Origin of the sequence: Lederbergia graminis, from assembly GCF_042655485.1 — a bacterium.
GTDB classification, from domain to species: Bacteria; Bacillota; Bacilli; order Bacillales; family Bacillaceae_C; genus Lederbergia; species Lederbergia graminis.
Map to the genome: position 1 here is coordinate 49,211 of NZ_JBHSMC010000021.1, position 15,403 is coordinate 64,613.

16 protein-coding genes are annotated in these 15,403 nt (G+C 40.0%); 12 read left to right on the plus strand and 4 right to left on the minus strand.

The annotated features are described in order from the left end of the window. Positions 1-4 precede the first annotated feature (4 nt). Genes ACFPM4_RS15895 through ACFPM4_RS15905 form a run of 3 tightly spaced genes read left to right on the plus strand, consistent with a single transcriptional unit; the run spans position 5 to position 3,666 of the window. Entirely contained in the window at positions 5-1,087 is a 1,083-nt protein-coding gene (locus tag ACFPM4_RS15895) for a GerAB/ArcD/ProY family transporter (protein WP_382353851.1), read from the plus strand. After that, positions 1,077-2,534 carry a spore germination protein gene (locus tag ACFPM4_RS15900; RefSeq protein WP_382353854.1) on the plus strand — a complete coding sequence of 486 codons (1,458 nt, stop codon included), beginning with the start codon at positions 1,077-1,079 and terminating at the stop codon, positions 2,532-2,534. Before ACFPM4_RS15895 ends, ACFPM4_RS15900 begins: the two co-directional genes overlap by 11 nt. Before the next feature lies 1 nt (position 2,535). Then, positions 2,536-3,666: a Ger(x)C family spore germination protein gene (locus ACFPM4_RS15905; RefSeq protein WP_382353857.1), complete on the plus strand. Its 1,131-nt coding sequence runs from the start codon at positions 2,536-2,538 to the stop codon at positions 3,664-3,666. Between the two features lie 281 nt (positions 3,667-3,947). Here the strand turns inward: ACFPM4_RS15905 and ACFPM4_RS15910 are convergent, their stop codons facing one another. The 3 genes from ACFPM4_RS15910 to ACFPM4_RS15920 are packed head-to-tail and all read right to left on the minus strand — an operon-like array spanning position 3,948 to position 6,457. Further along, positions 3,948-4,418, minus strand: a complete 471-nt coding sequence (locus ACFPM4_RS15910) for a FixH family protein (protein ID WP_382353860.1) — start codon at positions 4,416-4,418, stop codon at positions 3,948-3,950. A gap of 21 nt (positions 4,419-4,439) precedes the next feature. Continuing rightward, positions 4,440-5,855 (minus strand): PepSY-associated TM helix domain-containing protein, encoded by a 1,416-nt coding sequence (locus tag ACFPM4_RS15915; protein WP_382353863.1) that lies wholly within the window; start codon positions 5,853-5,855, stop codon positions 4,440-4,442. Positions 5,856-5,869: 14 nt separating this feature from the next. After that, positions 5,870-6,457, minus strand: a complete 588-nt coding sequence (locus tag ACFPM4_RS15920; protein WP_382353866.1) for a DeoR family transcriptional regulator — start codon at positions 6,455-6,457, stop codon at positions 5,870-5,872. Between the two features lie 355 nt (positions 6,458-6,812). Here ACFPM4_RS15920 and ACFPM4_RS15925 point away from each other — a divergent pair, with 355 nt between their 5' ends. From ACFPM4_RS15925 to ACFPM4_RS15960, 8 genes are all read left to right on the plus strand, one after another. After that, the gene (locus ACFPM4_RS15925; protein WP_382353869.1) at positions 6,813-7,859 is read left to right on the plus strand and encodes a metal ABC transporter solute-binding protein, Zn/Mn family; all 1,047 of its coding nucleotides are present in this window, start codon (positions 6,813-6,815) and stop codon (positions 7,857-7,859) included. 108 nt (positions 7,860-7,967) lie between these two features. Then, positions 7,968-9,887: a stage V sporulation protein D gene (locus ACFPM4_RS15930; protein ID WP_382353872.1), complete on the plus strand. Its 1,920-nt coding sequence runs from the start codon at positions 7,968-7,970 to the stop codon at positions 9,885-9,887. A gap of 285 nt (positions 9,888-10,172) precedes the next feature. Continuing rightward, a complete protein-coding gene (gene sigY / locus ACFPM4_RS15935; RefSeq protein WP_382353875.1) occupies positions 10,173-10,721 on the plus strand; it encodes an RNA polymerase sigma factor SigY in 549 nt (182 codons plus the stop codon). Then, entirely contained in the window at positions 10,705-11,025 is a 321-nt protein-coding gene (locus ACFPM4_RS15940) for a YxlC family protein (protein WP_382353878.1), read from the plus strand. The genes sigY and ACFPM4_RS15940 overlap by 17 nt, the downstream gene beginning before the upstream one ends. Then, positions 11,022-11,219, plus strand: coding sequence for a transcriptional regulator (locus ACFPM4_RS15945; RefSeq protein ID WP_144928782.1), 198 nt, complete (start codon positions 11,022-11,024; stop codon positions 11,217-11,219). Before ACFPM4_RS15940 ends, ACFPM4_RS15945 begins: the two co-directional genes overlap by 4 nt. A gap of 4 nt (positions 11,220-11,223) precedes the next feature. Further along, complete coding sequence (locus tag ACFPM4_RS15950; RefSeq protein ID WP_382353882.1) at positions 11,224-11,418, plus strand: PLD nuclease N-terminal domain-containing protein; 195 nt, start codon at positions 11,224-11,226, stop codon at positions 11,416-11,418. An 11-nt stretch (positions 11,419-11,429) separates the two neighbouring features. Continuing rightward, entirely contained in the window at positions 11,430-12,320 is an 891-nt protein-coding gene (locus ACFPM4_RS15955) for an ABC transporter ATP-binding protein (protein WP_382353885.1), read from the plus strand. Next, a complete protein-coding gene (locus tag ACFPM4_RS15960) occupies positions 12,317-13,093 on the plus strand; it encodes an ABC transporter permease (RefSeq protein WP_382353888.1) in 777 nt (258 codons plus the stop codon). The genes ACFPM4_RS15955 and ACFPM4_RS15960 overlap by 4 nt, the downstream gene beginning before the upstream one ends. 123 nt (positions 13,094-13,216) lie before the next feature. Here the strand turns inward: ACFPM4_RS15960 and ACFPM4_RS15965 are convergent, their stop codons facing one another. Next, positions 13,217-14,233: an alpha/beta fold hydrolase gene (locus ACFPM4_RS15965; RefSeq protein WP_382353891.1), complete on the minus strand. Its 1,017-nt coding sequence runs from the start codon at positions 14,231-14,233 to the stop codon at positions 13,217-13,219. 135 nt (positions 14,234-14,368) lie between these two features. Between ACFPM4_RS15965 and ACFPM4_RS15970 the strand changes: the two genes are divergently transcribed. Beyond that, entirely contained in the window at positions 14,369-15,280 is a 912-nt protein-coding gene (locus ACFPM4_RS15970; RefSeq protein ID WP_144928792.1) for a LysR family transcriptional regulator, read from the plus strand. Positions 15,281-15,403 lie beyond the last annotated feature (123 nt).

Genomic DNA, 15,403 nt, shown 5'->3' on the forward strand with positions numbered 1-15,403 from the left:
ATGTATGACAAATCAGATTAGTATTTCCCAGTTTTGTATCATTATCGTACTAACTACTGGAATCAAAAATCTTGTGCAAATTGTTCCACTTATACTTGCAAGTGCAGGACGTGATGCGTGGATTAGTGTGATTGTTGGTTATTTGCTGATTTTGCCATTTTTATTTATATGGACATTTGCTAATAAGAAGTTAGTTGGAATTTCAATTTTTGACTGGATAGAAATGAATTATAGTAAAGTATTTCGGCAAATAGTTGTACTGTTGTTTGTTGCATTTTTACTAGTTGAAGGATTTACGACGGTAATGGAAACTACCTCATGGACAAATAATACATATTTGATACATACACCAAAACTAGTAGTAGCGCTTGCAGTTCTTGGTTCATCGTTGTATATCTCGTATGGAAAGTTAAAGGTGGTTGCGATTTGTGGTGGTGTACTTATCCCATTTGTCATTGTACTGCAAATATTTGTAGCAATTGGCACGATAAAGGATAGTAATTATTTGCTACTATTGCCAATACTCATTGAAAATAGATGGCTGGATGTGTTCCAGGGAGCCCTTTTTGTTTTTGCTTCCATGGCAGAAATCATTATCTTGCTGATGATGCTCCAGCACCAAATCATAAAAAAAGTTACATTCAAGCATTTGTTTTTTCTTTCTTTCGTTATTTTTATCGTTACGATTGTACCGGTCATTGATACGATAGCCATTTTTGGAGCGGAAGAAGCTTTACGCATCAAATATCCCGTCTTTCTCATATGGAGGATACTAGGTATAGGTGAGTATTTTAATCATTTAGATTTTTTATCGATTTATCAGTGGTTAGCAGGTACCTTTATTCGTTTGGCGTTAATATTGTATTTGATTACAAATGCATTCAATATGAAAAAGCCACTCATCATTCAAATGCTAATTTGTATCTTCTATCTCTTTTTAATAATAGCTCCAATTTCTGATATGCAAATCTTTTCCTTTTTACAGCATTACTATTATCTTTCGTACTCAATTTTTGCTGTTGCAGTAACAATACTTTTGTTTCTTCTCATCAAATTAAAGAATAGGATGTCAGCGAGTGATAGGTAAGAAAAGTGATGTAAGTCAGGAGTATTTTCATAATCTCTTCCAACGTACAGCAGATATTAAAGTGGAGAGAATTGAATTTACACTTAAGCACAAAACGGAAAGTTTCGTACTCGTATATTGTGAGGGTTTGATCAATAGTGACTTATTAATAGATAGTATTTTACCTGAAATTCAAAAATCTGCTGCTATGAACGGTATGAAAGCATTGAAAAATGTAAATAGCTCAGCAACGATGAAGTGGGTAAAATATGATCCCGAGATAGATAAGGAGATACAGGAGAAGGTATTTGATGGTTATACTGTTATTGTCTTCCAAGATGTTTTATATTTTTTCAATACGAGTGAGCCGCCGAAAAGGTCACCGGAGGAATCGACGACAGAGGTATCTGTAAAAGGGCCGAGAGATGGATTTGTGGAGGATATTAGCACAAATATCGCATTAGTGCGAAAAAGATTAAAGACCAACTCGATGGTGACGAAATCTTTTACGATCGGCAGAAGAAGTAAGACAAAGGTGAGCATTGCTTATATAACTGATATTCATAATAAAGAAATGATCAATGAAGTTGTAAAACGTGTAGAAGCAATTGATATCGATATATTAAGCAGCGATTCTCATTTAATTCAATTGATTTCTGATTCACGCTATTCACTCTTTCCTTTACTGGAAAGTGTTTCTCGTCCAGATGGTGTAGTAAGGGACCTTGCCATGGGGCGTTTTGCTATCTTTATTGATAATATCCCAAATGTAGTGATAGGTCCGGGTAACTTCCTATTCTTATTAAATACGTCGGAGGATCAGCATCTGCCCTTTTTTTATACCTCCTTTGAAATGCTTTTGCGTATTACGGGGTTATTCTTGGCTATTTTTCTACCATCGTTTTGGTTAGCCTTGTCCGCCTATAATGTCGATCAGATTCCTTTTTCATTGCTTGCGACAATTGGTGCTTCGCGGTTAGGGATTCCGTTTAATACCACGTTTGAGATGTTGTTAATGATCACTCTTTTTGAACTGTTTCGTGAAGCAGGTGTGCGCTTACCTAAGGCAGTTGGACAAACAGTCGCAGTCGTAGGCGGATTAATTGTAGGAGATGCTGCAATTCGTGCAGGCTTAACCTCTCCGACTATGTTGGTCGTATCGGCCATCACAGCAGTAGCTACTTTTACATTAGGGAATCAATCTTTATTTGGAACTGTTACGCTTATCAGGATATTTTCAATCCTTTGCGCGAGTGTGCTTGGCATGTACGGTTTTTTCCTTAGCTTATTTATGCTAATCGCTTATTTGGCCAAGCTTGAGTCTTTTAAGATTCCTTATTTAAGTCCTATTTCACCATTTGTAAAAAGAGATTTCATGAAGGCAATCATAAATCTTCCGGAAACGCTGGAAAATGAGCGTCCACATATTATGAAAACTCAGGATAGTGACAGGCAGGGGGATAAGTAAGGTGAAACGTTGTAAAGCACTATGTATATGGGTTGTATTATCATTAATATTAAGTGGGTGCTGGGATGAAACACAAATAGCAGAGGCGAATTATGCCACTGCAATTGGGGTTGATTATGTAGATGACAACTATGTACTATATGTCCAGATGCTCGATTTTTCCAATGTAGCAAAACAGGATAATAATAAACAATCAGATGATCCACCGCTATTTATAGGGAAAAGTTCTGGTCGTACGTTCCATGAAGCGATTAATAATCTATATAAAACTTCACAAGAGCCATTTCATTGGGGACAAATCGGAGCAATTATTTATTCGGAAGCAGTATTGGAAAATGGAATTGATAAGGTGCAACAAGCAATTCAAAGAAATGGTGAGTTCCGTTATACACCTTGGATGTTCGGGACAAAGGAGTCGATTCGTAAAGTGCTAGGTGTTTCGGGCTTTTTCCACTTACCACCAATATACACCATTTTGTATTCACCAAAAGATTCGTATAATGTCCATTCTTTTATAAGACCATTGCGCATGCATAAATTTATCTCCATTAATAATGATCCCGGTGGCTCAGTAACCCTTCCTTCTATTGCAATAGATGACAGTTCATGGAAGGAGCTAGCAAATGGTGAAAAACCAAAAGATACGTTAAAAATCAATGGAGGATTTCATATTTCCGAGAGTACTTATGTAGGCTGGATGTCTTTCGATGATTTACAAGGACTGAGATGGATAGAATCCAGCACTCAGGTGACACCAGTTAAAATTATAGAGGATGGAAAAAATCTAGGGATTATCGAGATAAATAACCCGAGCATAAATATTCAACAAATAGGAAAAGGGACAGAGGTGACCTTTCATTTGAAAATTAGGGCTAAAGGAAAATTGGCAGGTTTAACAACAGATCTTCCACAAGCAAAAATTGAAAAACTAGCTGAAAAGCAAATTAAAGAAGACATACTAATGACATACGAAAAAGCCCTAAACAAACAAATCGATATATATAATCTCAAAAACAAATTATTCCGTAACGGAATGAAGCCTGAACATATCAAAAAATACGAACTAACGACAGAAAGCATCAGTAAAGTAGAAGTTACCGTCCACTTAGATAGCAAAGGAATGTATAAGTAGGTTGCATGTAGTGGCAATGTGTGGATGTCTGTGGTCAAGCTTTTTAAAAGTGGACGTTCCATCATTGTGTATAAAACTGCTGAGGTTGGGTATTGATAACCTAGCATTTTTTGATAATGGAGAGTAATGTCTAATCGTATCTTAGCATTCGTGATTAATTTTTTTATCGCTAGCGTGTTCTTTTTACAGGATAAGATGGCAGAAAAGCTGTAAAGAAAAGAAGAAGTAGCAAAAAGGCTAAAGTATTAACCTTGAGAGGTCATGCTTTAGCCTTTCTTCGTTTAATGATGGGAATGCTCGCCATTAGGAATGTTTGGTGTGTCTTGCTGCTGATTGTACTTTTCTAGTTCGTTCAGTTGTTCTTTTGTGGCGGTTCCAACGATAAAAGCTTTTGTTGGCATAATGTGCGTGCCGCGAGCGGTAATATGCGTTTGCACGTAGTAAAGACCTTCGTCTGCAAAGCTAATATGGATAGCATATTTCCCGTCTTTGCTGTGTTTGGCTGTGATTAGTTCACTGTCGTCGGAGTTCGCCGTCCAAATTTCAAATTGCACGTCATTTGCATCATCTACTGCCGTGGAACCTTGGACTACTTTTACACTTAATTCCGTTTCAGTGTTAACATCTATTCTGCTCGGAATCATTATTTCTGCAGCAACTTCTGCGTCAGCATCGGATTTTTCAGCAGAACAAGCGGATAGAAGTAGAGCCACAGTAAACATAGCAATTATGGATATTCGTATATTTTTCATCGTGTGTTTGTCCCTCCAGTCCTAGCCAATCCATTGTTTTAACTTAGGAATTCTTTTGATAATGAGCCAATCTAGTGCAAAAACGAATATGAGCGAAAGACCGACTAACGGGAAGAAGATACTGAGCGCAAGTACGATGACTGCCACTCCTTTTAGTAGCTTTCTGTGCTCTTGTTTTGGTGGTGCGCCGAATTTGCCTCGAGGTCTCCGCTTCCACCACATGATAAAGCCTGTCACAGCAATCAGGATTATTCCAATTACTAAGGCGAGGATGAAAAGCTGACTGATGAAGCCAAATTCACCTTGGTGAAAGGCGATTCCAAGGGTTACGATTTTTCCAAGAGTGCCATAGTCTTTCCAACCTAAATTGGCTAAAATGTCGCCATTATACTGGTCAATATGTAATGTTCGTTGTGATGAAGGCAGCGGACGATTTGGGTATACATTCGCTGGATCTAAAAACACAGTATAAACTCCCGTTTTGCTTTGCGGGAAGACGATTTTATATCCCGGATGAACATGCTCGTTTTTTACCGTTTCTACCACTTTTTCAATGGAAATAGGTGTTACACCGTCACTAGATTTTGGGACAGGTAGATTTTCTGCAGCCCATGGGACATCTGCAATATCTTTTGTTGGGATCGTGGATTCTGGAAATGCATGTGACTCCCAAGGCTCCATACCAGCTGGACTACCAGCACCTGTTTTTGCGACGAATTTATTGGCCATGTTGCCCCAGACACCTGACCACATGAGGCCGGATATCAATTGAATGATGATAAAGATAGATAACCAAAATGCAGTTACAGCATGTATATCGCGCCAAAACATTCGTTTTCCTTTTAAAAAACGGATGCGGGGAATGATTGTCCCGAAAATTGATTTTTTATGACGTGGCCACCATAAGTAAATGCCGCTTATTACTAAGATGACGGCCCAACAAGCAGCAAGCTCGACCAGTCGGTTTCCGAATGTTCCACCCCATAATTCGCCGTTATGCATGTCATTCACGAATGCCATAAAGCGGTCCTTCTCATATAATGTCCCGATAATGTCTCCGTTGTATGGGTTGACGTATACGGATACATTTTCACCGTAATCTTTCATCTCAACTACCGCAGAACGATCTGCTTCAAATGAAGGGGTGAAGCTTGTGATGACTGCATTCGGATATTGTTTTTTTACTTCCAATATTTGATCAGTTGTTGCTATTTTTTCTTCGTTTTCTTGAACATAAAAGAGATTATGATACATATAATTTTCTAGTTGAGGCTTAAAAAGATACACTGCCCCCGTAATCGCTAAAAAGATAATAAGTGGTGCAAATAAAATCCCTGCATAGAAATGCCAGCGCCAGATGGTCATATAGATGTTTTTTTGTGTCGCTGGTTGTTTCAGTTTGCTAGTGGCAGTTTGCATGTTTGTATTTATATTCATTCTTCCATCCCCATTTATCGATGTTTGCCACAATCTGTAGCATGACCTTGCATTTTGTCGTACACAATATCCATTGCTTCTTCGAACGGATGAACTTTGCCGCCAAAACCAAGTACAAATTTTTCTGCATGATCACGACGTTCAAATGTTAAAATTTGTGGCTGACAACAGGAAAGAGGCAGTGACGTGTCCATGACGTACCAAGTCGTCGGGGCGCTGATCGTCGTATGTAGGAGAAAGTCATGGCAGAGCGCATGTGAAACTTCCTCTCTAAGCTGACGATGTCTAAGCAGTCCACAATGAGCACAACACGCCGTCTCAATTTTGTCGTTTGCTAAGATTAACTGATAATTCATTTTTGATTTCGTTGGTTTATGGCAGTAAGCACATTGGTTTTGAGTTGAGATAGAAGGATTGCTTTTTTCCACAAGCGTAATACCACCAAAGGTTTTCGTAATAAATCCTTCCTCTACTAAAGGCTTAATATCGCGATAGATGGTCATTTCAGAAACCTGGAACTGTTCACTTAAATCGGATATTTTTAATGTCTTTTTCTCTTGGATCAAGCTTCTGATTTGTTGTTGCCGTTCAATAGGTAACATAAAAATCACCTTTCTGTTAAACTATGTTACTTTTTAATATAAAACAACAAAGGGTAACATAGTAGGTCAAGGACACACAAAACTATGAAAGATTTGTGTCGGGAGGGACGAGGGGGTCAGGAACGGTGTCCCGAATTGTATCTGGGACGAGGAAACTGGGGTGGGACGTGGGGTCAGGAACATTGTCCCGGTTTGTATCTGGGACGAGGAAACTGACCCCATGTCCCAGTTGTGCGGGTGCCTGGCACCGACACAATTCAAATTTTTATTGCAAATCGGAATGATTCCTATTATGATAGTAAATGTTATAAATCGTAATGGTTACGATTTAGGAGATGAAGAGGAGTGATACAAAATGTTAAAGAAGGTTTTTCCGTTTATTATGATTGTGGCTTTTAGTGTGCTATTAGTAGCTTGTAATGGTGAAAACACGACGAAAGACAAGGGAGATACTGAGGGTAAGGTAACCATTTTTACTACAATATACCCGCTTCAATATTTTACAGAACGAATTGGAGGGGACTTGGTTGAAGTTGAGAATATTATTCCGCCAGGTGCTGATGCGCATACGTTTGAGATTACGATGAAGAAGATGATGGATATTGCAGATAGTCATGCATTTATTCGCACAGGAACGAGCTTAGAAGGCTTTGCGGATTCCGTCGCTGCATCATTAAAAAATGAGGATGTTTTAATCGTGGAAGCAACGGAGAATGTTCGTTTTATAACCCCTGGTGAACATGGGCATCATGACCATGAGGAAGACGAAGAAGTTCATGCACACAGTGAGGATGAGGAACATGATCACGATAGCCATGAAGAAGGCCAAGGCGAGCATGAACACCATGAAGAGGATGCGGATCATCATCACCATCATGGAGACGTAGATCCTCATGTTTGGATAGATCCGATTCGATCTATTACTATCGCAGAAAATATTAAGAATGTGCTCATAGAATTAGACCCTAATAATCAATCAGTCTTTGAAAGTAATTTTTTAATTTTAAAAGAGGAATTAGAGGAGTTACATGCGGAGTTTGAGGAGATGGTGAAGGCAGCCGAGAATAAAACGTTTGTTGTCTCCCATTCAGCTTATGGATATTGGGAAGATACATATGGGCTGAAACAGATTGGTATTAGTGGGTTATCGCCTACAAATGAGCCGTCGCAAAAACAATTGATGGAGCTTATTGACCGTATTAAAGACAATGATATTCAATACATTTTTTTCGATCAAAACTCCACAAACAAACTTGCAGAAATTGTTGTAAGTGAAACAGGTACTACCGCATTGACGCTTCACAACCTGGAGTCCATGACAGAGGATGATTTGAAAAATAAAGACGATTATTTTTCCATAATGAGGAGGAACATAGAGGCTTTGGAAAAGGAGTTTAAGTAATATACCATGCCTAGCGGTGTTATGAATCTTCTAAGTTAGTAGTACGAGTCTAGAATAAAAAGTACGAGCATAAACATGAATCATCACCATTTTTTGGGAGGTATGTGTTTGCGTGCTTCAAGTTTCTTGACCCGTAAGCGGATAATTTTAGTGTTGATTATTGGATTTGTGATGATGTTTATAATTGGAATTCGATTAGGATATATTCAATTCGTTCAAGGAAATTGGTTGACGGGAAGGGCGCTAGAGTTAGCCGGTCGCGACATTCCTTTTGAAGGGAAACGAGGGGAGATTATGGATCGGAATGGGGTGCCGCTTGTCCAAAATATGAGTGCCCCAACTGTGTATGTCATCCCTCGCCAAATAAAAGATCCTGTAACAGCGGCTGAAGAGTTGTCATCGATACTGGAAGGTGACAAAGAAGACATTTATAAACAAGTGACGAAAAAGGAATCGATTGTTAGAATTCAACCATATGGTAGGAAAATTTCGAATGAGAAGGCGAATCAAATCAAAAAATTGAACATTCCCGGTGTGTTAATTGGCGAGGATAGTAAACGCATCTACCCATTTGAAAATAGTCTTTCTCATGTGCTCGGGTTTGTAGGAGTAGATAATCAGGGGTTAATTGGTCTGGAGAAGTTTTACAATGAACAGTTGAGCGGTGAGAAGGGGAGAGTATCTTTTTACTCCGATGCCAAGGGGAATAAAATACCTTCATTAAGTGATGAATTCGATCCTCCAAAGGATGGGTTGGATTTAAAATTAACGGTGGATAGCAAAATTTTAGCGATTGTAGAACGAGAATTGGAACTTGCTGTTGCTAAATATAACCCGGATGGGGCGCTTGCAATCGCGATGAATCCTAATACTGGTGAAATATTAGCGATGTCGAATCGACCTAATTTTGATCCCTCTAGTTATAGTGAGTATCCTGCAGAGGTGTATAACCGCAATTCACCAATTTGGAGTCAATATGAACCGGGATCAACTTTTAAAATTATTACACTAGCGTCTGCCTTGGAAGAGGGAGTAGTAGATTTAGAGAAAGATACATTTTTTGATCCGGGCTATATTATGGTAGAAAACCAGCAAATTCGCTCTTGGAAAATCGGAGGGCATGGACAGCAAACTTTTCTAGAAGGAGTACAGAACTCTAGTAATCCTGGGTTTGTTTTATTAGGCCAGCGACTTGGTAAGGAAAAATTGTTTTCTTATATAGATAAGTTTGGATTTGGAAAGAAAACTGGAATTGATCTGCAGGGAGAAGGGACAGGAATTCTATTTCCGTTAGATCGGGTAGGTCCTGTAGAATTGGCAACAACTGCATTTGGTCAAGGTGTGTCGGTTACACCAATCCAGCAGGTGGCAGCAGTGTCTGCGGCAATAAATGGAGGCTATCTATATACACCTTATATTGCGAAAGAATGGATGGACCCGGAGACAAATGAGGTAATGGTGCGAAATACGCCGCAGCTAAAGCGAAGGGTTATTTCGGAGGAAACGTCCAAGCAGGTTCGTTATGCTTTAGAAAATGTCGTCGCGAGAGGAACAGGGAAAAATGCATATGTAGAAGGATATCGAGTTGGCGGTAAGACGGGGACAGCGCAAAAGGTTGTCGATGGGAAGTATTTAAAAAATAATTATATCGTTTCGTTTATAGGCTTTGCGCCAGCGGATGATCCGCAAATTGTTGTATATGTTGCCATTGATAATCCGAAAGATACATTGCAGTTTGGTGGTGTAGTGGCAGCACCAATTGTCGGAACTATCATTGAGGATAGCTTGCGGGCGATGGGAGTAGAAGAACGCCAAAACCCGATAGAAAAAGAGACTACGTGGCTAGATGAACAACTTGTGGAAATACCAAACTTTGTCGGATTAAAGAAAGAAGACATTTATAAAAGCTTCTATGACTTAAAAATAGATGCCTCCGGCGAAGGAGATAACGTAATCGCCCAAGTCCCTGAACCAGGCGAAAAAGTTAAAGCAGGATCCACCATACGATTATTGTTTGGGGAAGAGTGAGGGGAATTGTGTCGGTGCCTGGCACCGACACAATTTACTTACAATTATATTTAAAGGGTAGGCCAAGATAATGCTACATGCATGTTTTGGCCCTTTTTGTATTTTCAGAATTGTTTGGGTGCCAGGCACCAAAAATGTCTGAATTGTTTGAGTGCCAGGCACCAAAAATGGAGAGGCATCAAAAATGGGACGAGGAAACTGACCCTATGTCCCAAAAAATAAAATGAACGCTTTTTCTGTTTGATACGTCTTATAATTGATTGCGATGGGAGGTGGGCATGGGAAGTGGATGTTGAGAAGGAACGGGATTTAATTGCAGCAGCAAAACAGGGTGATGATACAGCTTTTTCCACGCTTTACGGGCATTATTATCCATTTTTATATAAATATTTATTGAAGTTGACGTTGCAGGAAGAGTTGAGTAAGGATTTGGCTCAAGACACGATGTTAAAGTGCTATGACCATTTACATGCTTTTCGAGGGGAGAGTAAATTTTCCTCTTGGATGATCTCTATCGCTTCTCGCTTGTATATTGATTCCTTGCGCAAGAAAAAGCGTGAGAATAAGTGGCTAAAACAAATGAAAGCAACATTGTCGAGACAATTAGATTGGGGTGCGCGCTCGAAGGGGATTGAATGGAGTGCTCATTTTACCGATTTTAACAATCTCGATGCGGAAGTGCGAATGCCTATTTTACTGCGCCACTATTACGGATACACATATGAGGAAATTGGCAAGATGCTTGGGGTCAAGGCAGGAACGATAAAATCACGAGTTCATAACGGACTAAAGTTGATACGAAAGGAGTGGAACGAGGATGGACGATCACAATAAAGAGAATGAAATTGTAAAGGTGCTGAAAGAGGATTGGGAGAGTCTTGATATGATTGCTGGAGCTCCAAAGATGACAAAGCATGAAGTTTATGCGCAATTACATGTATTTAAGCAAAATCGCAAAAGAGCTTTCCGAAAAGAGTTAACACTTTTTATTTTGACAGCCATTTTCATCTTAAGTCTTTTCGTTGCAACGTTGCTAAAGAGTGTGCAGACGCTCGCTTATATCCAAGTAATTGTTGCAGTGATAGCTCCTGTGATTTACGTTTTCCTTCGTAAACGAGAAGGGAAGGTGTGGGAATGAGTAAACTAGAATTAATCATCCTCATTTCGCCTATCATGCTGGCACAAAGTATTTTCCTATTTATGAATGCGAAAAAACGAGGTAGTTTTGCTTGGTTCTGGGGGATTTGGGGGTTAATACAATTTCCGCTGCCGCTAATATTTTATTGGTTCTTTGTAGTAAGAAGACAACGAAATCGAGATAGAAAGGATTGATTATATGAATATAGAAATAAACTGGGCGCTCTTTGCCCCATTAATCGTATTACAATTTATCCTTATGGCTTTTGCGCTTGTAAGTTGTTTGCGCCAAGAGGAAACAAGGGGACCAAAGTGGGTTTGGATATTGATCATCGTTGCTGGAAATCTTCTCGGACCCATTCTTTATTTTGTCATTGGGAGAAAAAATGATTAGGGGTGTGCACGATGCTTTTACAAGTACTTGAACTAGAGAAAAAATATAAAAGCGATATGGCTGTAAATAAAATTTCGTTTCAAATTGAAAAAGGGCAGTGCATTGCATTACTAGGGCCGAATGGTGCTGGTAAAACAACGACGCTGCAAATGTTGGCAGGACTGCTGACACCAACTAGTGGATCCATTCGGTTTTCGAAATTAGAAGGAAAAGACTACCGGTCAAAAATTGGATTTTTACCGCAACACCCTGCCTTTTTCAACTGGATGTCACCGGTTCAATTTTTACAATTTGCAGGGGAGCTATCCCATATTCCTACGCAACAGTTAAAAGAGAAAATCGAAGAAGTGTTGCAGTTTGTGCGGTTAGCAGATGTGAAAAAGAAACGGATTGGAGGTTTTTCAGGTGGGATGAAGCAGCGATTAGGATTGGCACAAGCATTATTACATGACCCTGAATTGCTTATTTTAGACGAGCCTGTTTCGGCGTTAGACCCAGCTGGCCGCCGGGATGTACTTTCGTTAATCACGCAATTAAAGGAAAAGATGACGATTCTTTTCTCGACACATGTATTGCATGATGCGGAGCAAGTTTGCGACAAAGTCATTATGCTGAAAAATGGTGAAATCCAATGGGATAATACGTTGGAAGAGTTGCGAAAAGCTTTTACCACTTCAGCAGTAAAAGTGCAGACGGAGGAAGTAATTGGAGATAAAATAACGGATTTACCTTTTGTTGAAAAAGTGGAGTTCGTAACAGATAGTAGCATTGTTGTGGGTGAAATGAATGAAAATACGAACGAACTGTTGACCGCAATGATGGAAAGAGGCTTAACGATTAAACGATTTGAAAAACTTGAGGACTCTTTAGAAGATGCCTATATGAAGGTGATGGGGCAATGAGAAATCTATTTGTATTGTGGAAAAAGGAAATGGTCGAAAGTAGTAAAAATGGGAAGTGGATTTGGCTACCTATTGTCTTTATGATTATTGGGATTACGCAAGTATTCACGAACTATTACTTGCCAGAAATTATGGAGCATGCGGGAAATCTTCCAGATGGAACAATCATTTCGATACCTACGCCGACTGGACCTGAAGTTATTGCGGGTGTGCTTTCACAATTTGGGACAATCGGGACACTACTGTTTGTGTTAGCGACAATGGGAGTTATGTCGAACGAGAGGGTGAGCGGTGCAGTAACGCTTGTCATGGTGCGCCCTGTCTCGGCATTACAATATGTATCTAGTAAATGGTTAGGGCAACTGCTTATTGCGATTGCATCTTTCTGTGCGAGCTATCTGATCACTTGGTATTATACAAATCAATTATTTTCGTCTGTGGATTGGCTCGTTGTTTGGCAAAGTTTCTTGATATACAGCTTGTGGATCGTTCTCATTGTATCAATTACGATTTTTGCGGGGACAATTTTTAAAGGAAATGGAGCAATTGCTGGGATTAGTGTTTTATTTCTTGGGTTGCTATCGGTTTTGACGACCTTACTTCCAAAATTCATGAAATGGAGCCCAGCCAACCTACGCGAACACGCCACAATAATACTAATGGGGCAGCCAGCACAAGACCATTTAGTGTTAACAATCGTCAGTACAATCGTACTTTGTGTGGCCTTCTTTGCACTAGCCGTCATTAGATTCGGAAGAGCAGAGCAGTACTAAGATGTGCTGGGACAAGGGGTCAGGAACGGTGTCCCGAGGTTAGGTGTTAGATGTTGAGAATAGTTTGAATTGTGTGGGAGTTGTGTGGGTGCCTGGCACCCACACAACTCTGCACGTAAACCTTTAAGATACGCTATTATCTAATAGTTGCTTTAGGTTTTTATCAATAAATTGATTATCTTCCTTGTTAATTCCACGACCGGCGAAGTGTCCCCAAATGGAGTCGATTGGTTTGAATTCCGTATTAGGAACTAGCTTAGCCTCATATTTACTATCCTCCGCGGTACAGAAGAGATCGGTACTACCTGGCATGATGCAGGCAAGTGCTTGAATGCTTTTGAGTGCGTCACTGAAATCACCATTATAGGTCGGGTTTGCACTTATATCAGCATGTTGGCCCGTCCACAACATGGCGAGGACATTGTGCGGGTCCATCTGCATAAAACTGCGCTCCCAAACTCCAACCGCAAAAGCTTCTAATGAGTTAAATCCCAATTCACGATAAAGTTCTTGTTTATAAAATGTTTGTGAAGTACCCCATCCTGCATAAACTCGACCAACTGCACGCATATGTTCAGAGGTTAGTTCTTTTAGTTTACTAGTATCGAAGCCAATTGCCGCCATAAGTGCAGCTTTCATTCCGTCGAGGACGACATATGTTTGTGGCCACGTTTTTGCCCCGCCACAGAATGGCGCAATTCGTTCGACCATGTCGGGATAACTAGCGGCCCATTGAAATGATTGAATTGCTCCCATGGACCAGCCCACAACGAGGGCAATTTTTTCAATACCAAATTTCTCTTTAACTAACCGATGCTGCAAAGTCACGTTGTCATATATAGTTACTTGCGGAAAATTAGCTCGGTCGTATGGGGGTGGCGTGTTACTAGGAGACGAAGATAATCCATTTCCAAGCAAGTTTGGAATGATAATAAAATACTTTCGCGGGTCTAGTGCCATGCCATTTCCAATTAACCATTCATTCTGAACATGTTGGTCGCCAAAAGCAGTTGGATAGATGATGACATTATCTTTCTTTTCATTTAGTTCGCCATATGTTTGATAGGCAAGAAATGCATTGGGTAATGTTACCCCCGATTGTAATGTGATATCACCTAATTCAAAAATTTCATAATCCATTTTCGTGTCACTCCTTTTAAAGTGAAAAGCAAAAGTATTTCTTGTTGTTAGTATAAAGCTGTGCTAACCTCAAGAAAAGTGAATGAAATTGAAGGTTACATTCAATATTTTTGAAGATGAAATGGGGGAAAAAGGATGGAATTGCGCCAACTACAGACTTTTCGTATCGTCGCTTCGACTTTAAATTTTACAAGAGCAGCGGAAGTGTTGAACTATGTACCTTCTAATGTAACGATGCAAATAAAAGCATTGGAGGAAGAGCTCGGTGTTCGTCTCTTTGATCGCCTAGGCAAGCAACTTGTTCTTACGACCGCGGGGAAACGTTTTTTAACTCATATCCAAAGTGCTCTCGAAAAACTTGATGAAGCGCGCAGTGCTGTGCATGATGATGAGAATTTGACTGGTACGATAACGATAAGTGCGAATGAAGTTCAGTGCGTATATCGCCTACCAGCTGTATTTCAGCGATTTCGCTCGCGCCATCCAGGGGTTCGACTCATTTTCCGTTCGTTTCCTAACCAGGAGCTGAAACAAACACTCTTTGACGGTACGACTGATGTAGTGTTTATGCTCGATGAAACTATTATTTCTACTGGACTTGAAGTAGAGCCGTTAATTGAAGAGACATTCCGCTTTTTTGTCGCTCCAGACCATCCACTTACTGGGCGAAGTGCAATTCAACAGGAGGATTTTCATGGGGAAGTGTTCCTTGTGAATGAGAAGGGGTGTACGTATCGAACGATGTTTGACCGTTCCTTTGAAAAAAAGGGGATTGATACGATCACTTACTTGGAATTTCAAAGTGCAGAAGCAATTAAACAATGTGCGATAACAGGGATAGGAATCGCATTTTTACCTGAAGTAGTGGTGCAAGCGGAAGTAGATCGTGGTGAGCTCGTCCCACTACCATGGCAAATCCCGGACTTGCACGTATATACACAAATGCTATGGCACAAAGACAAATGGCTTTCCCCAATCATATTATCGTTTATCGAAATAGCCAGAGAGGTTATTGGAACTGGCAAAGATTGGGAAGATGAATGTTGAATTGTGTGGGAGTTGTGTGGGTGCCTGTGGTCAAGCCCCCTAAAAGTGGACATTCCATAATTGTTTATTAAACCGCTAAATAATGTGCTTCAAAATAAGAGGTTGGGTTTAAATATCCCAGCC

Coding starts and splice junctions, on each gene's coding strand:
- ACFPM4_RS15970 (WP_144928792.1), top strand. CDS start 14,369: ATGGAATTGCGCCAACTACAGACTTTTCGTATCGTCGCTTCGACTTTA.
- ACFPM4_RS15940 (WP_382353878.1), top strand. CDS start 10,705: ATGGACGATCACAATAAAGAGAATGAAATTGTAAAGGTGCTGAAAGAG.
- ACFPM4_RS15925 (WP_382353869.1), top strand. CDS start 6,813: ATGTTAAAGAAGGTTTTTCCGTTTATTATGATTGTGGCTTTTAGTGTG.
- ACFPM4_RS15910 (WP_382353860.1), bottom strand. CDS start 4,418: ATGAAAAATATACGAATATCCATAATTGCTATGTTTACTGTGGCTCTA.
- ACFPM4_RS15960 (WP_382353888.1), top strand. CDS start 12,317: ATGAGAAATCTATTTGTATTGTGGAAAAAGGAAATGGTCGAAAGTAGT.
- ACFPM4_RS15945 (WP_144928782.1), top strand. CDS start 11,022: ATGAGTAAACTAGAATTAATCATCCTCATTTCGCCTATCATGCTGGCA.
- ACFPM4_RS15965 (WP_382353891.1), bottom strand. CDS start 14,233: ATGGATTATGAAATTTTTGAATTAGGTGATATCACATTACAATCGGGG.
- ACFPM4_RS15915 (WP_382353863.1), bottom strand. CDS start 5,855: ATGAATATAAATACAAACATGCAAACTGCCACTAGCAAACTGAAACAA.
- ACFPM4_RS15955 (WP_382353885.1), top strand. CDS start 11,430: ATGCTTTTACAAGTACTTGAACTAGAGAAAAAATATAAAAGCGATATG.
- ACFPM4_RS15950 (WP_382353882.1), top strand. CDS start 11,224: ATGAATATAGAAATAAACTGGGCGCTCTTTGCCCCATTAATCGTATTA.
- ACFPM4_RS15895 (WP_382353851.1), top strand. CDS start 5: ATGACAAATCAGATTAGTATTTCCCAGTTTTGTATCATTATCGTACTA.
- ACFPM4_RS15920 (WP_382353866.1), bottom strand. CDS start 6,457: ATGTTACCTATTGAACGGCAACAACAAATCAGAAGCTTGATCCAAGAG.